This is a genomic window from Pantoea sp. CTOTU50773, assembly GCF_032082325.1.
GTDB classification, from domain to species: Bacteria; Pseudomonadota; Gammaproteobacteria; order Enterobacterales; family Enterobacteriaceae; genus Pantoea; species Pantoea communis.
The window spans coordinates 37,585-57,052 of sequence record NZ_DAMDQC010000010.1 but is presented as its reverse complement, the minus strand read 5'-3'; the positions used below and the strand labels follow the sequence as shown (position 1 = coordinate 57,052).

Sequence of the window (19,468 nt, the reverse complement as noted above, 5' to 3'; positions counted from 1 at the left end):
ACGCCGAACCGATTTGGTTATTCAACGTCAGGCGCCTGCAGATATTTTTAAGGCTGTTTCATTTGCAGCATACGCAAAGCGTGGCCAGTTCGCTGAGCATCAGCCAGCCCGCCGTCAGTGCCGCGCTAAAGGTGCTGGAGAAAGGGGCCAACATCGTGCTGTTCCAGCGCTCGCCGCGAGGTATGCAGCCGACAGCTGCCGCGCGTGAAATGGCGCCACACATTAGCCGCGCCCTGAATGAAATTCGCCATATCCCGGAAGATCTTGCCGCCCAGCAAGGTGTTCTGCAGGGCACCGTTCATATTGGCGCACTACCTTTGTGCCGCAGTGTGTTATTGCCCCGCGCGATCACCCGCCTGGTGACGGCACATCCGGCGATCAAAGTCGTGACCAACGAAAGTGCCTTTAGCACGCTGATTACCGAACTCCGTGCAGGTGACGTTGATCTGATTGTCGGGGCTTTGCGTCATGACAGCAACGTTACTGATATCGATAATCGGCGGCTGTTCAGCGAAGAACTTGTGCTGCTCGCCAGGCCACAACATCCGTTAGCCGGTCGAACGTTAAGCGCTGCCGATCTCGCCGACACACAGTGGATTTTGCCGCGAGAAAACAGTCCGGCCCGCCATCTGCTAGAACACGCCTTTGCGACGCTGGATATTCCGGTACCCAAACCGGTGGTTGAGAGCGGTGACCTCGCCATCGTGCGCGGCTTATTAATGGACTCCGATATGGTGGCGGCAGTGTCATGGCACCAGCTGGAGTACGAATTGAAGTCAGGTGTGCTCCAACCTCTGTCCTTCACCCTACCCGATACGCGTCGTGATATCGGCATCACGTTGCGCGCGGGTGCGCTGCATTCCCCGGCTACATTGGCGCTGATTGAGTGCATCAGCGCCGAAGCTCATCCAACAGCGACCTAAACGAAATTCATACAAAGATTGCACGCCGTTTACGTATAGGGCTTTTCTACCGGGCACCACAAACCCGTACTGACACCGTGGATTATGACAACTCGCTCACAATATAAACGTAACTCATACCGCTAAAAGCCTTTTTTGACAGACAGCCTGCCACACGGTGCTTACCGTGGAGCTGGATGAGTTAATCATGACTTGTCATTCAATAGACTTTGCGTGCCCGAAGAGAGAGCGAACGTATGAATACAAATAAGCTGGTCGACATCAAAGCCTGGATTGATTCGCGACCCATTTCCGCCTTTCAGTGGAGCGTGTTATTCCTCTGCCTGATCATCATTATGTTCGACGGTTACGATGCTGCCGTGATGGGATTTATTGCGCCTGCGCTGATTGAGCAGTGGCATATCTCTCGCGCCGCGATGGGGCCGATCCTTGGCGCGGCGATGTTTGGCGTGGCGATTGGCGCATTGATCGCGGGTCCCTTATCCGATCGATTTGGCCGTAAAAAAATCATCCTGCTGGCAGTACTGATCTTCTCCGCTTTCAGTCTGATTTGCGCTTTCGCCACCACGCCGCTGCAAATGGCGATGATGCGATTCATTGCCGGGCTCGGGCTGGGCGCGGTCATGCCCAACTGCGTCACGCTGCTGGCAGAATATATGCCTGAGCGTCGTAAGGGCGTGATGATTACCCTGATGTTCAGCGGCTTTAATATCGGATCCGGTCTGGGGGGCTTTATCGCGGCCGCGTTGCTGGCGCACTATCACTGGAATGCGGTGTTGATTTTCGGCGGTGCACTGCCGCTGCTTATGTTGCCCTTATTAGGTTATCTGCTGCCCGAATCCGCGTTAAATTTGGTGGTGCGCCGGGCACCTCGCGCGCAGATTGCTGCTCTGCTTAACGGCTGGCTGCCGACCATTATGCGCTCGGGCGGTATTTCCCTCGAACAAGCGGCGATTCTGGCGGGGTTATTCCAGCTTGGTGGTCCGCTGGGCGGTATTCTGGTCGGTGCATTGATGGATAAATGCAACGCCAGAGTAGTGATTGGCGTGGTCTATCTGCTGGGTTGGCTCTGCTTGTTAGCACAAGGCATCTTCACGTTTTCCGGGGTGGCGCTGGGCGTATTCATTTTCATTATCGGCATGTGTATTAATGGCGCACAGAATGGTCTACAGGTGTATTCCCCTGCTTATTATCCTACCGAAATGCGCGCCACCGGCGTGAGCTGGATGCACGGCATAGGCCGTACCGGTGCGATTCTCAGTTCTTCGATTGGCGGCTTGCTGATGGGTGCGTTCCCGGCGCAGTCGGCGATTTTCTTTATTCTCGCGCTACCCGCGTTACTGGCTGCGATCAGCATTGTGCTTCATCGCAATGTTTCTCTGTCTCTGAAAATAAAGGGCGCAGCACTGGATGACCTTCCGGCGCTGTCACAAACCCTCAATAAATAGGAATGGCATCATGACATCTCAACTTTCTGAACCCTGCTTCGATATTGCGCATCTGGCTCACGTGGAGCTTTACACCGACAAGTTTGAAGAGAGCCTCAACTTCTTTGTCAATGTTTATGGCTTGACGGTCACCGCGCAAGACAACGATCACGCCTGGCTGCGCGCCTGGGATGATTATGAGTTTCACAGCCTGAAGCTTACGCGTCATCACACGACTGGCGTGGGGCACATTGCCTATCGCGCCGCTTCACAGGCTGCGCTGGAACGGCGTGTTGCGGCGATTGAAGCCAGCCCCTATGAAGTGCTTGGTTGGGTCAACGACGATCAGGGTCACGGACAGGCATTTCGCTTTACCGATCCTTTTGGCCACATTTTTGAGATCTATTACGACACGGTCCGTTATCAGGCACCCGATGACCAACGCCCGTCGCTGAAAAACCTGTCTCAGCGTTACCATGCGCGTGGCGCCTGTCCGCGTCGTCTGGATCACCTCAATCTGTTGGCTGCAGATGTCAGTGAATTCAAGCGCTTTATGGAAACCTGCTTAGGCTCCCGCGTCACAGAGATGATTCAGCTGGATAATGGGCGGATTGGTGGCTGCTGGTTCACCGTCAATAATAAAACCTATGATTTGGCCTGTACTGAAGAGCACGGTGGCGGCAACGGACGTTTGCACCATGTGACCTACGCCACCGATACGCGAGAAGACATACTGCGCGCGGCCGACATCTTCCTGGAAAATGGCGTGCATATTGAAACCGGCCCACACAAGCATGCCATCCAGGGCACGTTTTTCCTGTATGTCTGGGAACCGGCGGGGAATCGCGTCGAGCTGGCCAATTCCGGGGCCCGACTGATACTCGCGCCAGACTGGCAGACGGTGGTCTGGACGGAAAGCGAACGCAAGAAAGGCCAGGCGTGGGGCCTGAAAACCATTGAGACGTTCCATACTCATGGCACACCGCCGATGCCCAAACCGCAAAATCATTAACCCTTCTACAGAACATCGGATAGCGATGCTGTCCGATGCGTCATTACTTTTCTCCATAGTTATCAGTGGAAAAAATCACAGCACAGCGCTTATCGCTCCTCTAGGGTGAATCTCCCCTACAAGGAGAACATAATCGATGAGCCTCATGACTTCCGGCAACCGCCGGGACTTTCTTTCCGCTGGCATCAAACTCACGGCGGCAGGTACGCTGCTCGGTGCCGGATTAAGTAGCCGTTCCGCTGCGGCCGCTGCCTGTCCCCCTGAAAACCTGATGCAGATTGACGTTAGCCACTATCTGCTGCGCAATGTGCGGCTGGAAGAAGCCTTTGTACGTCATCACGACGTGATCACCGCGACACGCACCGGGTTGTACGATATTGAAGTCAACGGCGAGAATATTGCGGGTATACACTCAGCGGGTTTCAGCAGCACTCTTCCCACCTGGGACGCGGCGGGTCATATTTTGCTGCCTGCAACGCGCGATATGCACATCCATCTCGATAAAACCTTCTATGGTGATGGCTGGCGCGCCCCGCTGCCGCGTAAAAGCGTGATTGATATGATTCATCAGGAAGAGCAGATTCTTCCTGAGATCGTGCCGACCTCCGAAATGCGTGCCGAGAAGCTGATTGGCCTGCTGCAATCGAAAGGCAGCACCGAAGCGCGCAGCCACTGCAATATCGACCCGATTAGCAAACTGGACGGGTTGGCGCACTTGCAACAGGCGATTGCTAACCACCGTCAGGACTTTACCGTGAAGATTGTCGCCTTCCCGCAGCATGGACTGTTGCGGTCCAGGGGCGAAGGCATGATGCGTGAAGCGATGAAAATGGGCGCCAATTTTGTCGGCGGCCTGGATCCGACCAACGTTGATGGTGCGATGGAGAAATCGCTGGATACGATGTTCAGCATCGCACTCGATTTTGCTGCGCCGGTGGATATCCACCTGCACGAAACCGAGCCGCACGGCGTCGCCGCGATACGCTATATGCTGAAAACGGTGCGTGAGAATCCGCAGCTAAAAGGCAAAGTCACCATCAGCCATGCGTTTGCGCTGGGCACGTTATCGGGGAATGAACTGGATGCGATGATCGAGGAACTCAAAGCGCAGCAGTTCAGCATCGCCACCACCGTGCCGATTGGGCGCGTGATCATGCCATTGCCGCAACTGCGTGCGGCGGGCGTACCGGTATGGTCCGGCACCGATACCATTGCCGACCACTGGCAACCTTTTGGCAGCGGCAGCATGCTGGAAAAAGCCAACGTCTATGCGCAGTTGTATCGTGGCCCGGATGAGTTCTCATTGAGTCGCGCCTTGGGTATCGCCACCCATGAAGTGCTGCCGCTGAATGACCAGGGTGAACAACAGTGGCCGAAGGCGCAGGATAGCGCAACGATGATGTTAGTGGCGGCGAGTTGTTCTGCTGAAGCGGTGGCGCATGTTGCACCCGTGATAGCAACCTTCCATAACGGCAAACAGGTATTTGGCCAGTTAAAGAAAATTTAATCGGGGAATAAAACGAAGGTATAAAAGTTATTATTTCGTCGCGCATTGAGTGCGCGACGAAATAGATCAGCAGGATGAATCAACGACTCACTTCATGACCAATCAAGCCACCGATGGCTGCACCACCCAGCGTACCAAAGGTACTGCCGCCGGTTAATACCGCGCCACCCACAGCACCAACACCCGCACCAATTGCCGTATTACGACCACGATGGGACATACCACAGGCGGTAACTGATAAACAGACTAAAGCGACAATGGCGATACTGCAGCTGCGTTTTAAAAGCATCGAAATCCTCATTACCATTAAAAAATGGAATGCAATTGTTTTTAATTTGATTGTTGTTAAGACACCAAATCGTTGGCGACTTGCACTGCTCGTCGGCGCTAATTTAAGAGGATTTGTGAAACGACGAAAGGTAAAAATTCCTATTTTCAGGCGGTACTGGCGAAGCGGTGAGAAAGCGCGCGAAACGCCCCTACCCGGCCTCTCACGGAGGTTTAAACCTGCTGTGCTTTACTGCAAATTCCTCCCTTGACTGCCAGCCTACCAACTAGTAGATTAATATTTATTCGGCTGACCTTAGCAACGATTTCAGGGGGCATTGTGAGTGTGATTCATTTTCCTAACCAATATCCTGACAGCCGTCCTTCAGATTGTGAATCAACGCAAGCGGATAAACAGAAGGTTCGCGAATTTGCGTTGAACATTGCTGCGCAATTACGCAACGATCCTGAATTAAATAAGCAGGCACCTTATCTGGTGGATAAAGTGATTCTGTTGTTGATGAAAGAGTCGCGAAGATAAATGGCCGCAAAGCCATTAAACGGAAATAACCAGACTGTTAAGCACCGGTTTAATCATGGGTAAGAACAGTTCGGGGTTATTAAACGCGCGCGCGGCAATCATCGCACCATGCACCGTCGCCATCAGCGATTTGGCCTCCATTTCCGCCCCTTCACGCAGAATAAACACCCCGCGCTTTTCCCCCTTCTGCAGCACACCGGCCAGCCACGCGGACAGATCGGCGAAATGTCCGGTGACTTGAGCCGCCACCTCTTCCGGTAAGGTCGGCAGCTCCACTGCCAGCATCACGCAAATACAGAACGGTGAGCTGTTTTCCTTAATGCAGGTTGCCCAGAAGTTCACATATCCGTTCAGCTCAGCCAGCGGATCATCACTGAAATGCTCACTGGTCGCGGCCATGCCGGCTCGCGCCTCCTCACGATAATCATTGACCACCGCCAGCACCAGATCGGCTTTGCCCGGAAAATGATGATGAATGCTGGCTTTACGGATTTGTACGCGTTCTGCCAAATCGGCATAGCTGAAACTTTTATAACCACCAGCTGTGAGCAGCGCTCGGGTGTGGTTAATGATTTCAGTGGCTTTAGGCGAACGTTCAACGGTCATGCAGGGCTCCGGCAGCAAAGATGAAATGGCTGCAAATCAGTAAATTGGCACTGAACCTACTGACCTGCAGCGGTGATGTCAAGGCGCTTCAGGACGCTTACGGCGACCGGTCATACTTCTGAAGACGCCATCACGCAGAATCAGCGCATGGAACAACGCGGCGGCAAGATGCAGCATCACCGTAACGAACAAGGCTAAAGCCACCCAACTATGCAGCGGACGCAACCAGGCATACAGATCATTACTGATTGGCGTGATGGGGGGCAGCACCAGACTGCCTCCCAGACTGATCGGATAGCCTGCCGCCGACAGCATCGCCCAGCCGATAAGAGGTTGCGCAAGCATCATTGCGTACAACGCCCAATGCGAAAGGTGTGCCAGCGCTTTTTGCCCGTTTGATAACGTCTCCGGCAAGGCCGGTTTGGCGGTGGTAAAACGTAGCCACAATCGCACCACCACCAGCAGCAATATCATTAAGCCCAACGGCTTATGGATCGCCACGAGCAAGCTGTGCAGTGACGAGACGGTGGCGACCATGGCCACGCCGATAAACAGCATGGTCATAATAGCGGCAGCCATCAGCCAGTGAATCGCGCGCAACGCCGGATGGAAAGTCTCTGTGTGTTTCATCAGTGTGCTCCTGCCTGTTCACGGGTACGGGCGTTGTAGGATTTGGCATAAGCCGATGAACGTGCATTGAGGATCGGATCATCCGAGGCGGTGATGCCCTCGGGCAGAATCAGCGGATCGTAATTGATATCGTTACAGGCGCCCTGCTGCTGCAGCGTGGTTTGGTTGATAGTCAGGGTTCCTGCATTGATGGTCTGCCGGTCCGCTGGCCAGGCAATCGAAGCATCGCTGCTTTTATCCTGCGCGTCTGCGACAGTGATGATCAGGTCCCACTGCAGCGGCCCTTTGGCAAGACGCTGTTGCAGATCGTTCTGCAGGAAGTCGCTGTCATTCTTATCGGCGGCATTGATGGGCTGATACTCGCTGTGCGGCACCATACTCCAGCGCACCACATGGCTCTTGCCGGCCGAATCAATAAAGTTGAAGGCGTTAAGGCTATTGTAGCGATCGCTGGCCCAGCTAGAGGAAGGAACATACTGCTGCGCCCAGCCGAAGAACGGTTTGATTTCGGGATGTTTTTCTACAAAGGCCTGAATCTTGGCGGGATCGGGCTTGCTAGTTTTGGCATCCGGCAGCGTGGCGTTTTGCAGATCGTAAAACCCTTCCAAGCTCTTCACCGGAAACATCGGCATGGGATTCATCCCGGTGCGCCACTGCTGACCATCTTTTTGGTAAAACGCTAACGCCATGCTGCGCACCGGCACGGCATAATCCGGGGCGTTTGGATTGCCACCGGCAATAGCAAAGCGCCCGATCACCGGGGTTTCGCCCGGTGCAAACAGCCCGGCACGCGACAGCACGCTGGCATTGCCGTTAGCGACAAAGCTGCCGTTGATGCAGACGCCTTTGGCATGATTGCGTCGGTAGCCGGGATGCTCCCCGCCTGATTTTTGTAGCACGGTAATGAGCTTATCGGAGGTCAACTTATCCGGTGTTAACCAGCCGCCAACCCAGAGAAATAACGCGATGACTATCAATGGTACCACTGCAATAGCGGCCAGACGGGTGAGTGTCTGGCCGGTCGTCAGAGAAGGCTTGTTCATAGATTCGCTCAACATGGCATAAATTAAGACAAGGCAGTTACCCGAGCTGAATGATTAGCGCGTGGCAATTAATTGCACCGTCTTCGTTCACGGCGGTAGAGTAATCAATCTACTAGTAGGTAGATTGCATTGTCAAACGCATTTGAACAGGCCGATGCACCACTGCCGCGGCCGACAGTGAGTGCCTCAGGTTATCTGAAAGAATAAGTTTACAGGTGAATCAGGATTCTTCGCGCGATCCAGCGTGGGTCTTCATCGGTGCAACCACGACATTCACTCCCAGATCCTGCAGACGACGCAGAATCGGCACCGGCGTACCCTGGTTGACAATCACCACATCGAACTCGCTGAGATGGGCAAAACGATGCAGCGCCCGGCGTTCAAATTTGGTGTTATCCATCATCAAAATACGTTTCTGTGCAGCATCAAACATCGCTCGTTTGGTTTCGACGGTTTCCGCTGACTGATGAAAGACCGTGTCATCAATGATCGCTGACATACTGACGAAGAACACATCGGCGCGCAGACTGGCAATTTCTTCTCGCGTCATGCGGCCCATAAACGCATTGCACCAATGATAAAACTGACCGCCTAATCCCATCAGCGTGATATCGCGCCCGTTGCGCAACTCATTCATCAGCGTCAGTGAGTTGGTGATCACCGTTAACGGGGCGCGCGCGTGTAACAAGCGCGCCATCTGCAATACCGTGGTGGAATCATCGAGGAAGATCGCCTGTCCTGGCTCCAGGTAAGTGGCCGCCACCTCAGCGATGGCTTGCTTCTCTTCCAGTTGACGCGTCGCGCGGTAGATATCGCTGGACTCGACCAGGCTGGTTGGTGTGGCGGAGACCACCCCACGCGATTTATGCAGCAATCCGCGTTCGACCATCTCATCAATATCACGGTGCGCGGTCATCAGACTGATGCCGAAACGGTCGGTAATATCTTCAATGCGAATAGCGCCTTCTGCCATCACGGCTTCCGCGATCAACTGGCGTCGCGCCAACTGCCGCGCCTGACGACTGTCGCTGGGTAAGGGTTCGGCCATGAAGACGTTGAGAGAAGAGTCCTGCGGGTTGTGCGCCATATTTCGTCCAGAAAGTGATGCAGAAATGCGGGTTCCAGGTGATTACAACGCGGAAACGCGCCTTTTGCAAATGGTGTGGTGTTTGGACTCACGAGAAGGGTTACAGCGACGCACCGGAGTGCGTCCGCTGAGCAGTATGCGGCCCGAAAGCCGCACGTCATGCATTACTGCTTTAACACAAACGGTGATACGAAATTGCCCGCGTTCTCTTTGGTGATCAAAATGCAGTCAAACAACTGTTTTTCCGATGCTGCGCCGGTTTTACCGGTTTTCAGGAAGCTGTCAGCCTGCTCTACCGCTTTCTGCGCGAATTGCGCCACGGGCTGCATCACGGTATACGCCAGCGTACCGGCTTTTACGGCATCAACGGCATCCGGCGAGCCATCAAAACCACCGACTTTGATTTGGTTCAGCTTGCCGGCTTCTTTCAGTGCGGCAATCGCCCCCAGCGCCATTTCATCGTTGCCGCTGATCACGCCTTTGATGTTTGGATTAGCCTGCAGCAGTGACTGCATCTTGTTGAAGCCCTGGGTACGGTCCCAGTTGGCGACTTCCTGACCCACTTTCTTCAGCGTCGGGTACTGTGACAACACGGTATCAAAACCATTGGCACGCGTTGCCGCGTTGTTATCGGATGGCGGGCCCACTAATTCAACATAGTTGGCGGTATCGCCTACCTGTTTCACCCACTCCATCGCGCCCACCGCCGCGCCCTGCGCATTGTTAGAAACCAACTGCGCTTTGGCCAATCCGCTCTGATTCAGCTCAGCGTTAATGATAAACACCGGGATATTCGCCGCGATGGCTTTTTTCACTGAACCGACAGAACCATCGGCGTTAGCCGGATCAAGAATAATCGCCTTTGATTTGTTGGTGATCGCCGTATCAATCAGCTGGCTTTCGGTGTTGGTATCACCTTTGTGCGCGCTGACTTTTGCGCTGTAGCCAAGTTTTTCAGCGGCTTTTTGCGCGACCTGACCTTCTGTCAGCCAGTAAGGGTTGGATGGATCGTTGACGATGATGGTCATCAACCCGTTATCCGCCCAGGTCGGTGCAGCGAAGGTGGTGATCGCCATCGCTGCGGCAGCAATAAACAAACGTTTTGTGAACATAGGTGCTCCGTTATTATTTAGGGTACAGGTTTTACGGATAACCGCGCGCTGCCAGACAGCGCGCGTGAGTTAGCGACTGCGTTTGCCGTATTGCAGGGTGTTGCGCAATACCGCCAGCACAATCACGGCGCCAGTGAACACCGTCTGCCAGTAGGCAGAGACGCCGATAATCACTAAGCCATCAGAGAGAAAACCGATTACAAAAGCGCCCAGCAGCGTGCCGCGCACGTTACCGCGACCACCGGTTAAGGCCGCACCGCCAATCACCACCGCGGCAATCGCGGTCAGTTCATAAGTGGTGCCCGCCGTTGGACCGGCTGAAGTGAGCTGTGAAGAGAGCACCAGCCCCGCCATCGCGGCACAGATACCCGACAACACATAAACGCTGATTTTGATGCGTTTCACCGGCACGCCGGAGAGATCGGCGGCGCGTTCATTACCACCCGAGGCATAGAGCCAGCGGCCAAACGCCGAACGACTCAGCAGGAAACCACAGGCCAGTGCTACCACACCCAGCACCAGCACACCGACCGGGATGTTGAAGATGCGATTAAAGCCCAACCAGTCAAAGCCGGTGTTACCCAGCGCTTCAGTGCCAGAGAGTTTGTTGTAGGTCAGTCCGTTAGTGATCAGCAGGGCAATACCGCGTGCCACATACATGGTGCCGAGCGTGGCAACAAACGCCGGAACGCGGAACCAGGCGATCAACACGCCATTGGCCAATCCCACCAGCGCGCCAATCACCAGCGTCAATATCGCCACCGCCCATACGGGCAGATACAGCACGACACCTAGCGCGTCGAGGTTAATCCCCTGCATCATAAAGCCGGCCATCACGCCAGCCAGACCCAGCGTTGAACCGACGGATAAGTCGATACCGCCATTGAGGATCACCAGCAACATGCCAATGGCAGGTAAGCCAAAAATCGCCACATGCGAAGCCATGGTCAGGAAGTTGGCGCCGGTGAAGTAGTTAGGTGAGAGCAAGGAAAAGGTGATAATAATCACCAGCAACGCAATAAACGCGCGCCCTTCCAGCAGCAATCGCGCCAGATTGAGACTTTTATCGGTTTTCTTTTTACTCGCGACGGGTGGCGAATCCAGCGTGTGTGTTCTGTCTGTCATACCGTTTGCTCCGTTTTTCATGTCATGCCACCAGAGACTCGCCTGAAGCGGCCATAATGCGTTCTTTACTCACGCTGGAATCGAAAATGGCGTTAATGCGCCCTTTGCTCATCACCACAATGCGATGCGCAATACTCAGGCATTCGCCCACTTCCGAGGTGGTATACACCACCGCCAGCCCCTTTTTGGCGTTTTCCGCCAGCAGACGAAACACTTCCGCTTTGGCACCGATATCAATGCCGCGGCTGGGTTCATCCAGCAGAATCACTTTGGGACGGGTGGCCAGCATTTTGCCGATCACCACTTTTTGTTGATTGCCACCGGAGAGCGATCCGATGGCCGCCTCGCCGCCAGCGGTTTTCACCGTGACGTTGCGAATACTGTCCGTCACCAGCTGCTTTTCACGTCGCGGTGACAGCACCAAACCGCGCACAAATTCGTTGATACTGGCGAGCGACAGGTTTTCGCCCACTGACATGGTTTGCACCAAACCGTCGCGTTGCCGATCTTCGGGCACCAACGCAAGGCCGATTTGAATACGTTGTTGAATGGTTAAGCCGCTGACATCGGTATCCTGCAGCAGAACGCGGCCCTGGCTTTGATGAATACGCCCGGCGATACACTCCAGCAGTTCGGTGCGCCCCGCGCCCATCAGGCCATAGATGCAGACAATTTCACCGGCTTTCACTGACAGTGAGAGGTTATCCACCAGCCGAATCCCGGTTTTGCTTTTCACCGTTAGGTCTTGCACGGTCAACGCCTGGTCACCAAACTCATACCCTTGCGGCGGCGAACCCAGGTCAAAGTGATCGCCCACCATATTGCGCACGATCCACTCGAGATCGATCTCATCGCGTTTCGCGTACGCGGTCATCACGCCATCACGCAGCACCACGGCGCGATCGGTGATCTCCAGTGCCTCTTCGAGATGATGTGAGATGTATACAATGGCTACACCCTGACTGGTGAGATCGCGGATCACCTGGAACAGCACCGCGACTTCCGCAGCACTGAGCGCCGATGTCGGTTCATCCATGATCAGAATCTGTGAATTCACCGACAATGCACGGGCGATTTCGACAATCTGTTGTTGGCCCAGACGCAGGTTTTCCACCGGCGTCAGCGGATCAATTTCCTCCTCCAGCGCCGCCATCAGATGGGCGGTTATGCGGGCTTCTTCCGCGTAGTCCACCCCACCCGGCTTCATGATTTCGCGCCCCATAAAGATGTTGTCGCGCACGTTCATGTTGGGAGCGAGATTCAGCTCCTGATGGATAATCGAGATGCCGCAATCGCGTGCTTCAGTGGCAGAGCGAAACACTTTCTCTTCGCCGTTGTAGAGAATTTCCCCGGATGTTGGCGTAATGACGCCCGACAAAATTTTCATTAGCGTGGATTTACCTGCGCCGTTTTCACCAAACAACGTGGTGACTTCACCGCGACGGATCTCAAAATTCACGCCTTTAAGTGCATGGGTCGATCCATAGATTTTGCTGATGTTGCGCGCTTCAAGGATCACTTCGCCTTTTAGTAGCGCCGGGTTAACGTTGAATGGTTTCATTTCACCTCCAGACTGACTGGCGTCACCATCCAGTTATTCGGCGCGAGCAAACGGAACACCCCGACCACCTGCACGGTTTTCCCGGGCAGCGCATCACGATCCAACTTATCCAGTACTTTGGCTTTCATGGCGCGATTGATCGCCGAACCGGCGTTTTGATACTCAATCTGGTTGGTAAAATCGCCGAACTGGATTTTTCCGCTGGCATCACGTAAATCGGTGCCGGTAATGGCCGGGCCCGTTTGCAGGCGAATCACATTTCCTTCCGGTAAACCGGCCACTTTCAGTGGGAAAATGCCCATTTGACCGGGCTGCACCACGCCTTCCAGCTTGACGGGGATCACCGGGAGCGGCGAACCCACACCGTATTTCTGTACCGCTTCCTGTTGATTGGCTTTCAGCGCATCGGCGAGGGTTTTGGCATCCACCGCACGCGCTTCCACATCCTGCTTAATACCGGGGAAGGTTTTCTTCCCGTAGCTATCCGGCGAGAAACCTTGCTCTTGCACATCTTGCTCGGAACCGATTTTCACCACTTTTGTGTCAATGGCCATGGCGGCAATCACCGCAACCACCACAACACCGATGAAGCTGTAGCGGCGGATGCGCTTGCGGGAGAGCTGCTGTGCCAGCATTGAGACATCGGACATAACGTGACCTCTCACTATTATCTGCTGCGATAATCGCCGCATTAAATGTTATAAATGTGATAACTCTTGTGAAGAGGATTGTGCTGATGTGACTAAATTGTCAACAGGGGGTTCACGAATTTTTCAGGAGCGCGATCTGGATCGCTAAATTCACACCCTAACGCCTTCATCGCTAATAAAAGCCCGCAATACAAGCCTTATTCATGTGATATCTCATTTCATATTGTCGTGTACTACCGCCATTTTCGTGATCAAACTCGCTAACTGAAGTGAAATTTATTCGTTTTATCGAAAAATAATACATTGGATATGTTATCTCCATGAGAAGTGGTGTAAGACATTATTTAGCAAATTCATCACAAGGAATTAACACGACGTGATGGGTCAACTTTTCTTCCCTTCGGAGGTGTACGTGGGTAACAGCGATATCATTCTGGGTCTGGATTCCGGCACCTCCGTGGTGAAAGCGGTGGCGTTTGATCTGGAAGGCACACAGCTGGCGTGCGCCTCCGTGCGTAACCGCTATTACCGCAGCGAAGGTGGTGCCGCGCAGCAATCCATGTCGCAGACCTGGCAAGATGCCGTGGACGCGATACGGAAACTGGGCGAGCGTGTGGAAAATCTCTCTTCCCGCGTGGTGGCCGTGGCCGTCACCGCACAAGGGGATGGCACCTGGCTGGTGGGCGCCAATAATCAGCCGGTAGAGGATGCCTGGATTTGGCTGGATGCGCGTGCAGCTCACACCGTGGATGCTTTAAACCAACACGCGCTTGCGGCCGAGCGATTCAAGGCGACCGGTACCGGGCTGAACACCTGCCAGCAGGGTTCACAGATGGCGCATATGGACCAGCACTTTCCGCAGCTGCTGGAAAAGAGTGAAGTTGCGCTGCATTGCAAAGATTGGCTTTACCTGAATCTCACTGGCGTACGTGCCACCGATCCTTCTGAGGCCAGCTTCACTTTTGGTAATTTCCGCACCCAGCGTTATGACGATACCGTCATCGCAGCGCTGGGACTGGAACATCGACGTCATCTGCTGCCGGAAATTATCGATGGCACGCAAATCACTCATCCGTTAACAGCAGAGGCCGCTGCGCTCACCGGCCTGCGCGCGGGTACACCGATTTCGCTGGGTTACGTGGATATGGCAATGACCGCGCTGGGCGCAGGCGTGCACACCGGCGAAGCCCATACCGCCTGCTCAATTGTCGGCTCTACCGGGGTGCATCTGCGCAGTGTGACCATTGATGAGGTGTGGTTGAATCCAGCGCAAACTGGCTATGTGATTCCTCTGCCCTGGCCGGGCTATGTGACGCAGGTGCAAACCAATATGGCCTCAACGCTTAATCTCGACTGGCTGCTGAACGTGGCGAGTGAATTGCTGAGCGGATTCGGCTGTGAAATCGATCATGCGCGGCTGGTGGCGCATATCGACCAGTGGCTCAACAAAGCCGAACCCGGCACCCTGCTGTTCCATCCCTACATCTCAATTGCCGGTGAACGCGGGCCGTTCGTCAACGCCGACGCGCGCGCCAGCTTCACCGGACTTAACTATCAGCACAATTTTGCCGACCTGGTGCGCGGCGTGATTGAAGGCATCGGCATGGCCGCGCGTGATTGTTATCAGGCGATGGGCAGTACTTTGCCAGGTGAAATTCGTCTTACCGGCGGCGCGGTGCGTTCCCAGCCGCTACGCCAGATCCTCTCGTCCTGCATTGGCGCACCGGTGCGTATCAGCCAGCGTGATGAAGCCGGTGCAGCGGGCGCCGCGATGATGGCAGCGGTGGCGATTGGCGCCTATCCCTCCATGGCGCAGTGCGTGGAAACCTGGGTGCGCCCGTTGCTGGATGCGTCTGAACCGCCTTCCGCTGAACTGTCGCAGCGCTATAACCAACTGTTTCCCCATTATCAGCAGATCCGCAGCGATCTCCCTGCCGCCTGGCATGCACTGAATAAGTTTTAAGGAGTACACCATGAGTGAAAATACGCTGGATCTGTTTGTCATTGGCGGTGGCATTAATGGCGCGGGCATCGCACGTGATGCGGCCGGGCGCGGCTTGTCCGTGATGATGTGTGAAAAAGATGACCTGGCACAGGGTACCTCCTCGCGCTCGGGCAAACTGGTGCACGGCGGGCTGCGCTATCTCGAATATTATGAATTCCGACTGGTACGCGAGGCGCTGATCGAGCGAGAAGTGTTGCTGAATGCCGCACCGCATATTATCTGGCCGATGCGCTTTGTGTTGCCGCATAGCCCGACCGATCGTCCGGCGTGGCTGGTGCGTTTAGGGCTGTTCCTCTATGACAATTTAGGCGGGCGCAAAAAGCTGCCCGGCACGCGATCGCTTGATCTGATGCGCGATCCCGAAGGCGCCCCAATCCTCGATAGCTACAGCAAGGGCTTCGAGTACTCCGATTGCTGGGTCGATGATGCACGCCTGGTCGCACTGAATGCCGTGGATGCTGCGGAACGCGGCGCCACGATTCTGCCGCGTACCCGCTGTGTGTCGGCCAAACGTATCAGCGGCAAGTGGGAAGTCACGATTCAGGATGAGACCAGCGGTGCACAGCGCACGGTTTATGCCAAAGTGCTGGTGAATGCGGCCGGCCCGTGGGTACTGGATATCGTAAATCAGGTCACCCAGACCAAAAGCAACCGCAGCGTGCGGCTGGTTAAAGGTTCACACATCATCGTGCCGAAATTCTGGGAAGGCCAGCAGGCGTATCTGGTGCAAAACACCGATAAACGCGTCATTTTCATCAACCCTTATGAAGGCGATAAAGCCCTGATCGGCACCACCGATATTCCGTGGCAGGGCAAAGCGGAAGCGGTGACCGCCGATGACAGCGAGCAGCAGTACCTTATCGATGTGGTCAATCGCTACTTCAAAGTAAAACTGCGCGCCAGCGATGTGATTACCCGATTCTCGGGTGTGCGTCCGCTGTTTGACGATGGCAAAGGCAACCCTTCTGCCGTCACGCGTGACTACGTGTTCGATCTCGACGATCAGCAAAACGCCCCGCTACTGCATGTGTTTGGTGGCAAAATCACCACTTTCCGCAAGCTGGCAGAACACGCTATCCAGAAGCTTGCGCCCTTCTTCCCTGATATGGGTGAAGACTGGACACGCGAGGCCACTTTGCCGGGCGGTAATATGGCAAATGGCGATTTCGAGAGCTTCCTTGAGCAAGTGAAAACGCGCTGGCCATGGTTACCAGCGCCGCTACGCAAACACTATGCGCGCCTGTATGGCACGCGCATTGAGAAAGTGCTGGGTCACGCCCGTGAGATAAACGATCTGGGCCGCCATTTCGGCGCACAGTTGTATGAAGCCGAAGTGCGCTACCTGGTAGAAAATGAGTGGGCGCAGCAGGTGGAGGATGTGCTGTGGCGTCGCACTAAGCACAAGTTGCATCTGACCGAAGTTCAGCAGCAGGCCTTTAGCCAATGGTTTGACGCGACCTATGCTGCGGCCGTGCCGCTGCGTAAGGAGGCGTAATCATGCCCTTAACGCTTTCCCTCAATACCAACCCACTGGTGAATCGTTTTGCCGATCCGCAGGATCTGATTCACACCGTGGCACAACAGATTCGTATCCGCGATCTGCAGTTAACCCATGAATTTATCAATCCTGGCTGGCCAGCCGCCACCATCAACCGCATGTCGCGCCAGATGCAGAAGGCGTTGCGGGAAACCGGGGTGCGCGTGACATCGGGTATGACTGGTCCCTATGGCCGCCTCAATCATTTTGGTCATCCGGACGTTGACGTGCGGCGCTACTACGTGGACTGGTTTAAAACCTTCGCCGATATCACCGCAGAACTGGGGGGCGAGGCGGTTGGATCGCAGTTCGCCATTTTCACCCAGCAGGATTTCAACGATGCGGCGCGGCGGGATGCCTTGATCGATATCGCGATAGACTGCTGGGCCGAGGTGGCGGAACATGCGCAATCCGCCGGATTGAAATACCTGTTTTGGGAACCGATGAGCATCGGACGCGAGTTTGGTGAGACCATTCCGGCTTGCCTCGCACTGCAGCAGCGTTTGAGCAGTGAGTCCTTTGCCCTGCCGATGTGGATGATGGCGGATATCGATCACGGCGATGTCACTTCAATCGACCCGCGTGATTACGACCCTTACGCGTGGGCTGAAGCAGTGCCGCGCTACTCGCCGATTATTCATATAAAACAAAGCATGATGGACAAAGGCGGCCACAGACCCTTCACATTGCAGTACAATGCGGGCGGCCGTATTCAGCCCCAGCCGCTGCTGGACGCGCTGGCGCGCGGTGGCGCGCAGGATAACGAAATTTGCCTCGAACTGAGTTTTAAAGAGCGTGAACCCACTGACCGCCAGGTGGTGGCGGATATCGCGGAAAGCGTTGCGTTTTGGGCATCGCACATTGATACGGGCGTGCAGGATTTGCATCTGGCTTCCTAAGCCTATTGATCAGGAAATGAAACATGAAACCGGCTCCTACTCCCGCTGAACGCGATGACTCTTTAGCCCTGCGTGCCGCCTGGCTGCACTATGTGGGCGGCCTGACCCAGGCTGAAGTCGCCAAACGTCTGGGATTACCGTCTGTCAAAACCCATCGCATGATTGCCAAAATGGTCGCGGAGGGTGCGGTGAAGGTGTCGATTGATGGCGATATCATGGCGTGCGTGGCGCTGGAAGATCAGCTGCGCGAAAAGCACGGACTGCGTTTTTGCCACGTTGCGCCTGACCTTGGTGAAGAGGGATTGCCAGTGCGAACGCTGGGTATGGCGGGCGCGGATTATCTGCGCAATCTCCTCACGTCGCAGCCTGCGATCACCCTGGGGCTGGGGCACGGCCGCACCCTTTCCGCCGCTATTCACCAACTCTCGCGCATTGACGCCCCGCATATGCGCTTCGTTTCGCTGCTGGGCTGTCTGACGCGCAACTACGCGCTCAATCCCCACGATGTTATGCATCGCATTGCCGAAAAGACCGGTGCGCAGGCGTATATGATGCCGGTGCCGTTCTTCGCCAATACTCAGGAAGACCGCGACGTGCTGCTTAAACAGCGCGGCGTCAGCGAAGTGTTTGCCATGGCCGCACAGAGTGAGGTGAAGCTGGTGGGGATCGGCACCGTGGAACCTGCCGCGCAACTGGTTGAAGCCGGTATGATTGATGAAGCCGAGATCAATGATATCTCGGCTTCTGGCGCTGTCGGTGAGCTGCTCGGTCATTTCTTTGACGCCAGCGGGCAGATGATTCACAACAGCCTGACAGCGCGTACGCTCTCGGTGGATTTAGAGCTTGCCCACCGCGCCGAGATTGTGGCGCTGGTGGGGGGATTAAGCAAAGTCGACGCGATCCGCGCGGTATTGGCCAGCGGGTTGGTGACGGGATTAATTACCGATGAATTAACGGCACAGGCGTTAATCGCAGGTTAGAGTGGCCTCCATTCGTCCGCGAATAATCCAAATACCCAATCGTCGCGCCACTCACCCGCGAGATGATAGCTTTTCCGCAAGGTGCCCTCCTGCTGGAATCCCACTTTTAATAGTGTCCTGCGTGAGGCTTCATTTCCTGCGGTCACAGTGGCAATTAGCTTGCGAAAGCCCAGTTCATTCAGCGCATAACGCGCAATATCGTGAAGTGATTCCGTACCAAATCCCTTGCCCTGAGCTTCTGCTGCCAGCAAAAAACCGACTTCCGCTACGCCGTCACCGCGATCGATAAATCCGGTGACGCCTAACGGCGCTGATTGCCCCTGTTCCATCATCACCAGACACAGCCAATGGGTGCTGCCTTTCTGCCAATGGGGCAATCTTATCTCGAACCTGTCACGTCGAATCTCTTCTTCAGGCTGCGGATCGGCCACATAGCGCATCACACGCTCATCCTGTTGCAGCGAGAGAAAGAATCGCCAGTCATCGGTAACTAACTGGCGATAGTGCAGTCTTTTGGAGGTGATGTTGGGGAACATGTGATCCTTCATTATGACAA

19 protein-coding genes are annotated in these 19,468 nt (G+C 55.0%); 9 read left to right on the top strand and 10 right to left on the bottom strand.

Annotation, left to right across the window (positions count from 1 at the left end):
• The 4 genes from RT340_RS03105 to RT340_RS03090 all read left to right on the top strand — a co-directional run.
• Positions 1-923: LysR family transcriptional regulator (locus tag RT340_RS03105; protein WP_313374019.1), on the top strand; the 923-nt coding region annotated here is incomplete at its 5' end.
• A gap of 236 nt (positions 924-1,159) precedes the next feature.
• A complete protein-coding gene (locus tag RT340_RS03100; RefSeq protein WP_211727923.1) occupies positions 1,160-2,371 on the top strand; it encodes an MFS transporter in 1,212 nt (403 codons plus the stop codon).
• 10 nt (positions 2,372-2,381) lie between these two features.
• Positions 2,382-3,362, top strand: coding sequence for a VOC family protein (locus tag RT340_RS03095; RefSeq protein ID WP_182057821.1), 981 nt, complete (start codon positions 2,382-2,384; stop codon positions 3,360-3,362).
• A 136-nt stretch (positions 3,363-3,498) separates the two neighbouring features.
• Positions 3,499-4,869, top strand: a complete 1,371-nt coding sequence (locus tag RT340_RS03090) for an amidohydrolase (protein ID WP_211727924.1) — start codon at positions 3,499-3,501, stop codon at positions 4,867-4,869.
• 79 nt (positions 4,870-4,948) lie between these two features.
• On the opposite strand, the gene RT340_RS03085 is transcribed toward RT340_RS03090, so the two are convergent.
• Complete coding sequence (locus RT340_RS03085; RefSeq protein ID WP_034823502.1) at positions 4,949-5,158, bottom strand: glycine zipper 2TM domain-containing protein; 210 nt, start codon at positions 5,156-5,158, stop codon at positions 4,949-4,951.
• A gap of 318 nt (positions 5,159-5,476) precedes the next feature.
• Here RT340_RS03085 and RT340_RS03080 point away from each other — a divergent pair, with 318 nt between their 5' ends.
• A complete protein-coding gene (locus RT340_RS03080; RefSeq protein WP_211727925.1) occupies positions 5,477-5,677 on the top strand; it encodes a hypothetical protein in 201 nt (66 codons plus the stop codon).
• A 15-nt stretch (positions 5,678-5,692) separates the two neighbouring features.
• On the opposite strand, the gene RT340_RS03075 is transcribed toward RT340_RS03080, so the two are convergent.
• The 8 genes from RT340_RS03075 to RT340_RS03040 all read right to left on the bottom strand — a co-directional run bounded on the left by RT340_RS03075 (position 5,693) and on the right by RT340_RS03040 (position 13,491).
• Positions 5,693-6,283 carry a TetR/AcrR family transcriptional regulator gene (locus tag RT340_RS03075; RefSeq protein WP_097117131.1) on the bottom strand — a complete coding sequence of 197 codons (591 nt, stop codon included), beginning with the start codon at positions 6,281-6,283 and terminating at the stop codon, positions 5,693-5,695.
• Between the two features lie 78 nt (positions 6,284-6,361).
• Positions 6,362-6,913, bottom strand: coding sequence for a cytochrome b (locus RT340_RS03070; protein WP_211727926.1), 552 nt, complete (start codon positions 6,911-6,913; stop codon positions 6,362-6,364).
• Positions 6,913-7,956, bottom strand: coding sequence for a catalase family peroxidase (locus tag RT340_RS03065; protein ID WP_313374012.1), 1,044 nt, complete (start codon positions 7,954-7,956; stop codon positions 6,913-6,915). Before RT340_RS03065 ends, RT340_RS03070 begins: the two co-directional genes overlap by 1 nt.
• A 220-nt stretch (positions 7,957-8,176) precedes the next feature.
• Entirely contained in the window at positions 8,177-9,043 is an 867-nt protein-coding gene (locus tag RT340_RS03060; RefSeq protein ID WP_211727928.1) for a DeoR/GlpR family DNA-binding transcription regulator, read from the bottom strand.
• A gap of 164 nt (positions 9,044-9,207) precedes the next feature.
• Complete coding sequence (locus RT340_RS03055) at positions 9,208-10,155, bottom strand: D-ribose ABC transporter substrate-binding protein (protein WP_034823484.1); 948 nt, start codon at positions 10,153-10,155, stop codon at positions 9,208-9,210.
• 69 nt (positions 10,156-10,224) lie between these two features.
• Positions 10,225-11,280 carry an ABC transporter permease gene (locus RT340_RS03050; RefSeq protein WP_313374009.1) on the bottom strand — a complete coding sequence of 352 codons (1,056 nt, stop codon included), beginning with the start codon at positions 11,278-11,280 and terminating at the stop codon, positions 10,225-10,227.
• A 22-nt stretch (positions 11,281-11,302) separates the two neighbouring features.
• Positions 11,303-12,841, bottom strand: coding sequence for a sugar ABC transporter ATP-binding protein (locus RT340_RS03045; protein ID WP_097117125.1), 1,539 nt, complete (start codon positions 12,839-12,841; stop codon positions 11,303-11,305).
• Positions 12,838-13,491, bottom strand: coding sequence for a DUF2291 domain-containing protein (locus RT340_RS03040; RefSeq protein WP_313374006.1), 654 nt, complete (start codon positions 13,489-13,491; stop codon positions 12,838-12,840). Before RT340_RS03040 ends, RT340_RS03045 begins: the two co-directional genes overlap by 4 nt.
• Positions 13,492-13,870: 379 nt before the next feature.
• Between RT340_RS03040 and RT340_RS03035 the strand changes: the two genes are divergently transcribed.
• From RT340_RS03035 to RT340_RS03020, 4 genes are read left to right on the top strand one after another with little or no spacing between them, the layout of a single operon-like run.
• Complete coding sequence (locus tag RT340_RS03035; protein WP_313374025.1) at positions 13,871-15,454, top strand: FGGY-family carbohydrate kinase; 1,584 nt, start codon at positions 13,871-13,873, stop codon at positions 15,452-15,454.
• A 10-nt stretch (positions 15,455-15,464) separates the two neighbouring features.
• Positions 15,465-16,991, top strand: coding sequence for a glycerol-3-phosphate dehydrogenase (locus RT340_RS03030; protein WP_313374004.1), 1,527 nt, complete (start codon positions 15,465-15,467; stop codon positions 16,989-16,991).
• A 2-nt stretch (positions 16,992-16,993) separates the two neighbouring features.
• On the top strand, positions 16,994-17,932 hold the full coding sequence (locus tag RT340_RS03025) for a sugar phosphate isomerase/epimerase family protein (RefSeq protein WP_097117122.1): 939 nt from the start codon (positions 16,994-16,996) through the stop codon (positions 17,930-17,932).
• 23 nt (positions 17,933-17,955) lie between these two features.
• Positions 17,956-18,912, top strand: coding sequence for a sugar-binding transcriptional regulator (locus RT340_RS03020; RefSeq protein ID WP_097117121.1), 957 nt, complete (start codon positions 17,956-17,958; stop codon positions 18,910-18,912).
• Here the strand turns inward: RT340_RS03020 and RT340_RS03015 are convergent.
• A complete protein-coding gene (locus tag RT340_RS03015; protein ID WP_160832936.1) occupies positions 18,909-19,448 on the bottom strand; it encodes a GNAT family N-acetyltransferase in 540 nt (179 codons plus the stop codon). The genes RT340_RS03020 and RT340_RS03015 overlap by 4 nt on opposite strands.
• Between the last annotated feature and the right edge of the window lie 20 nt (positions 19,449-19,468).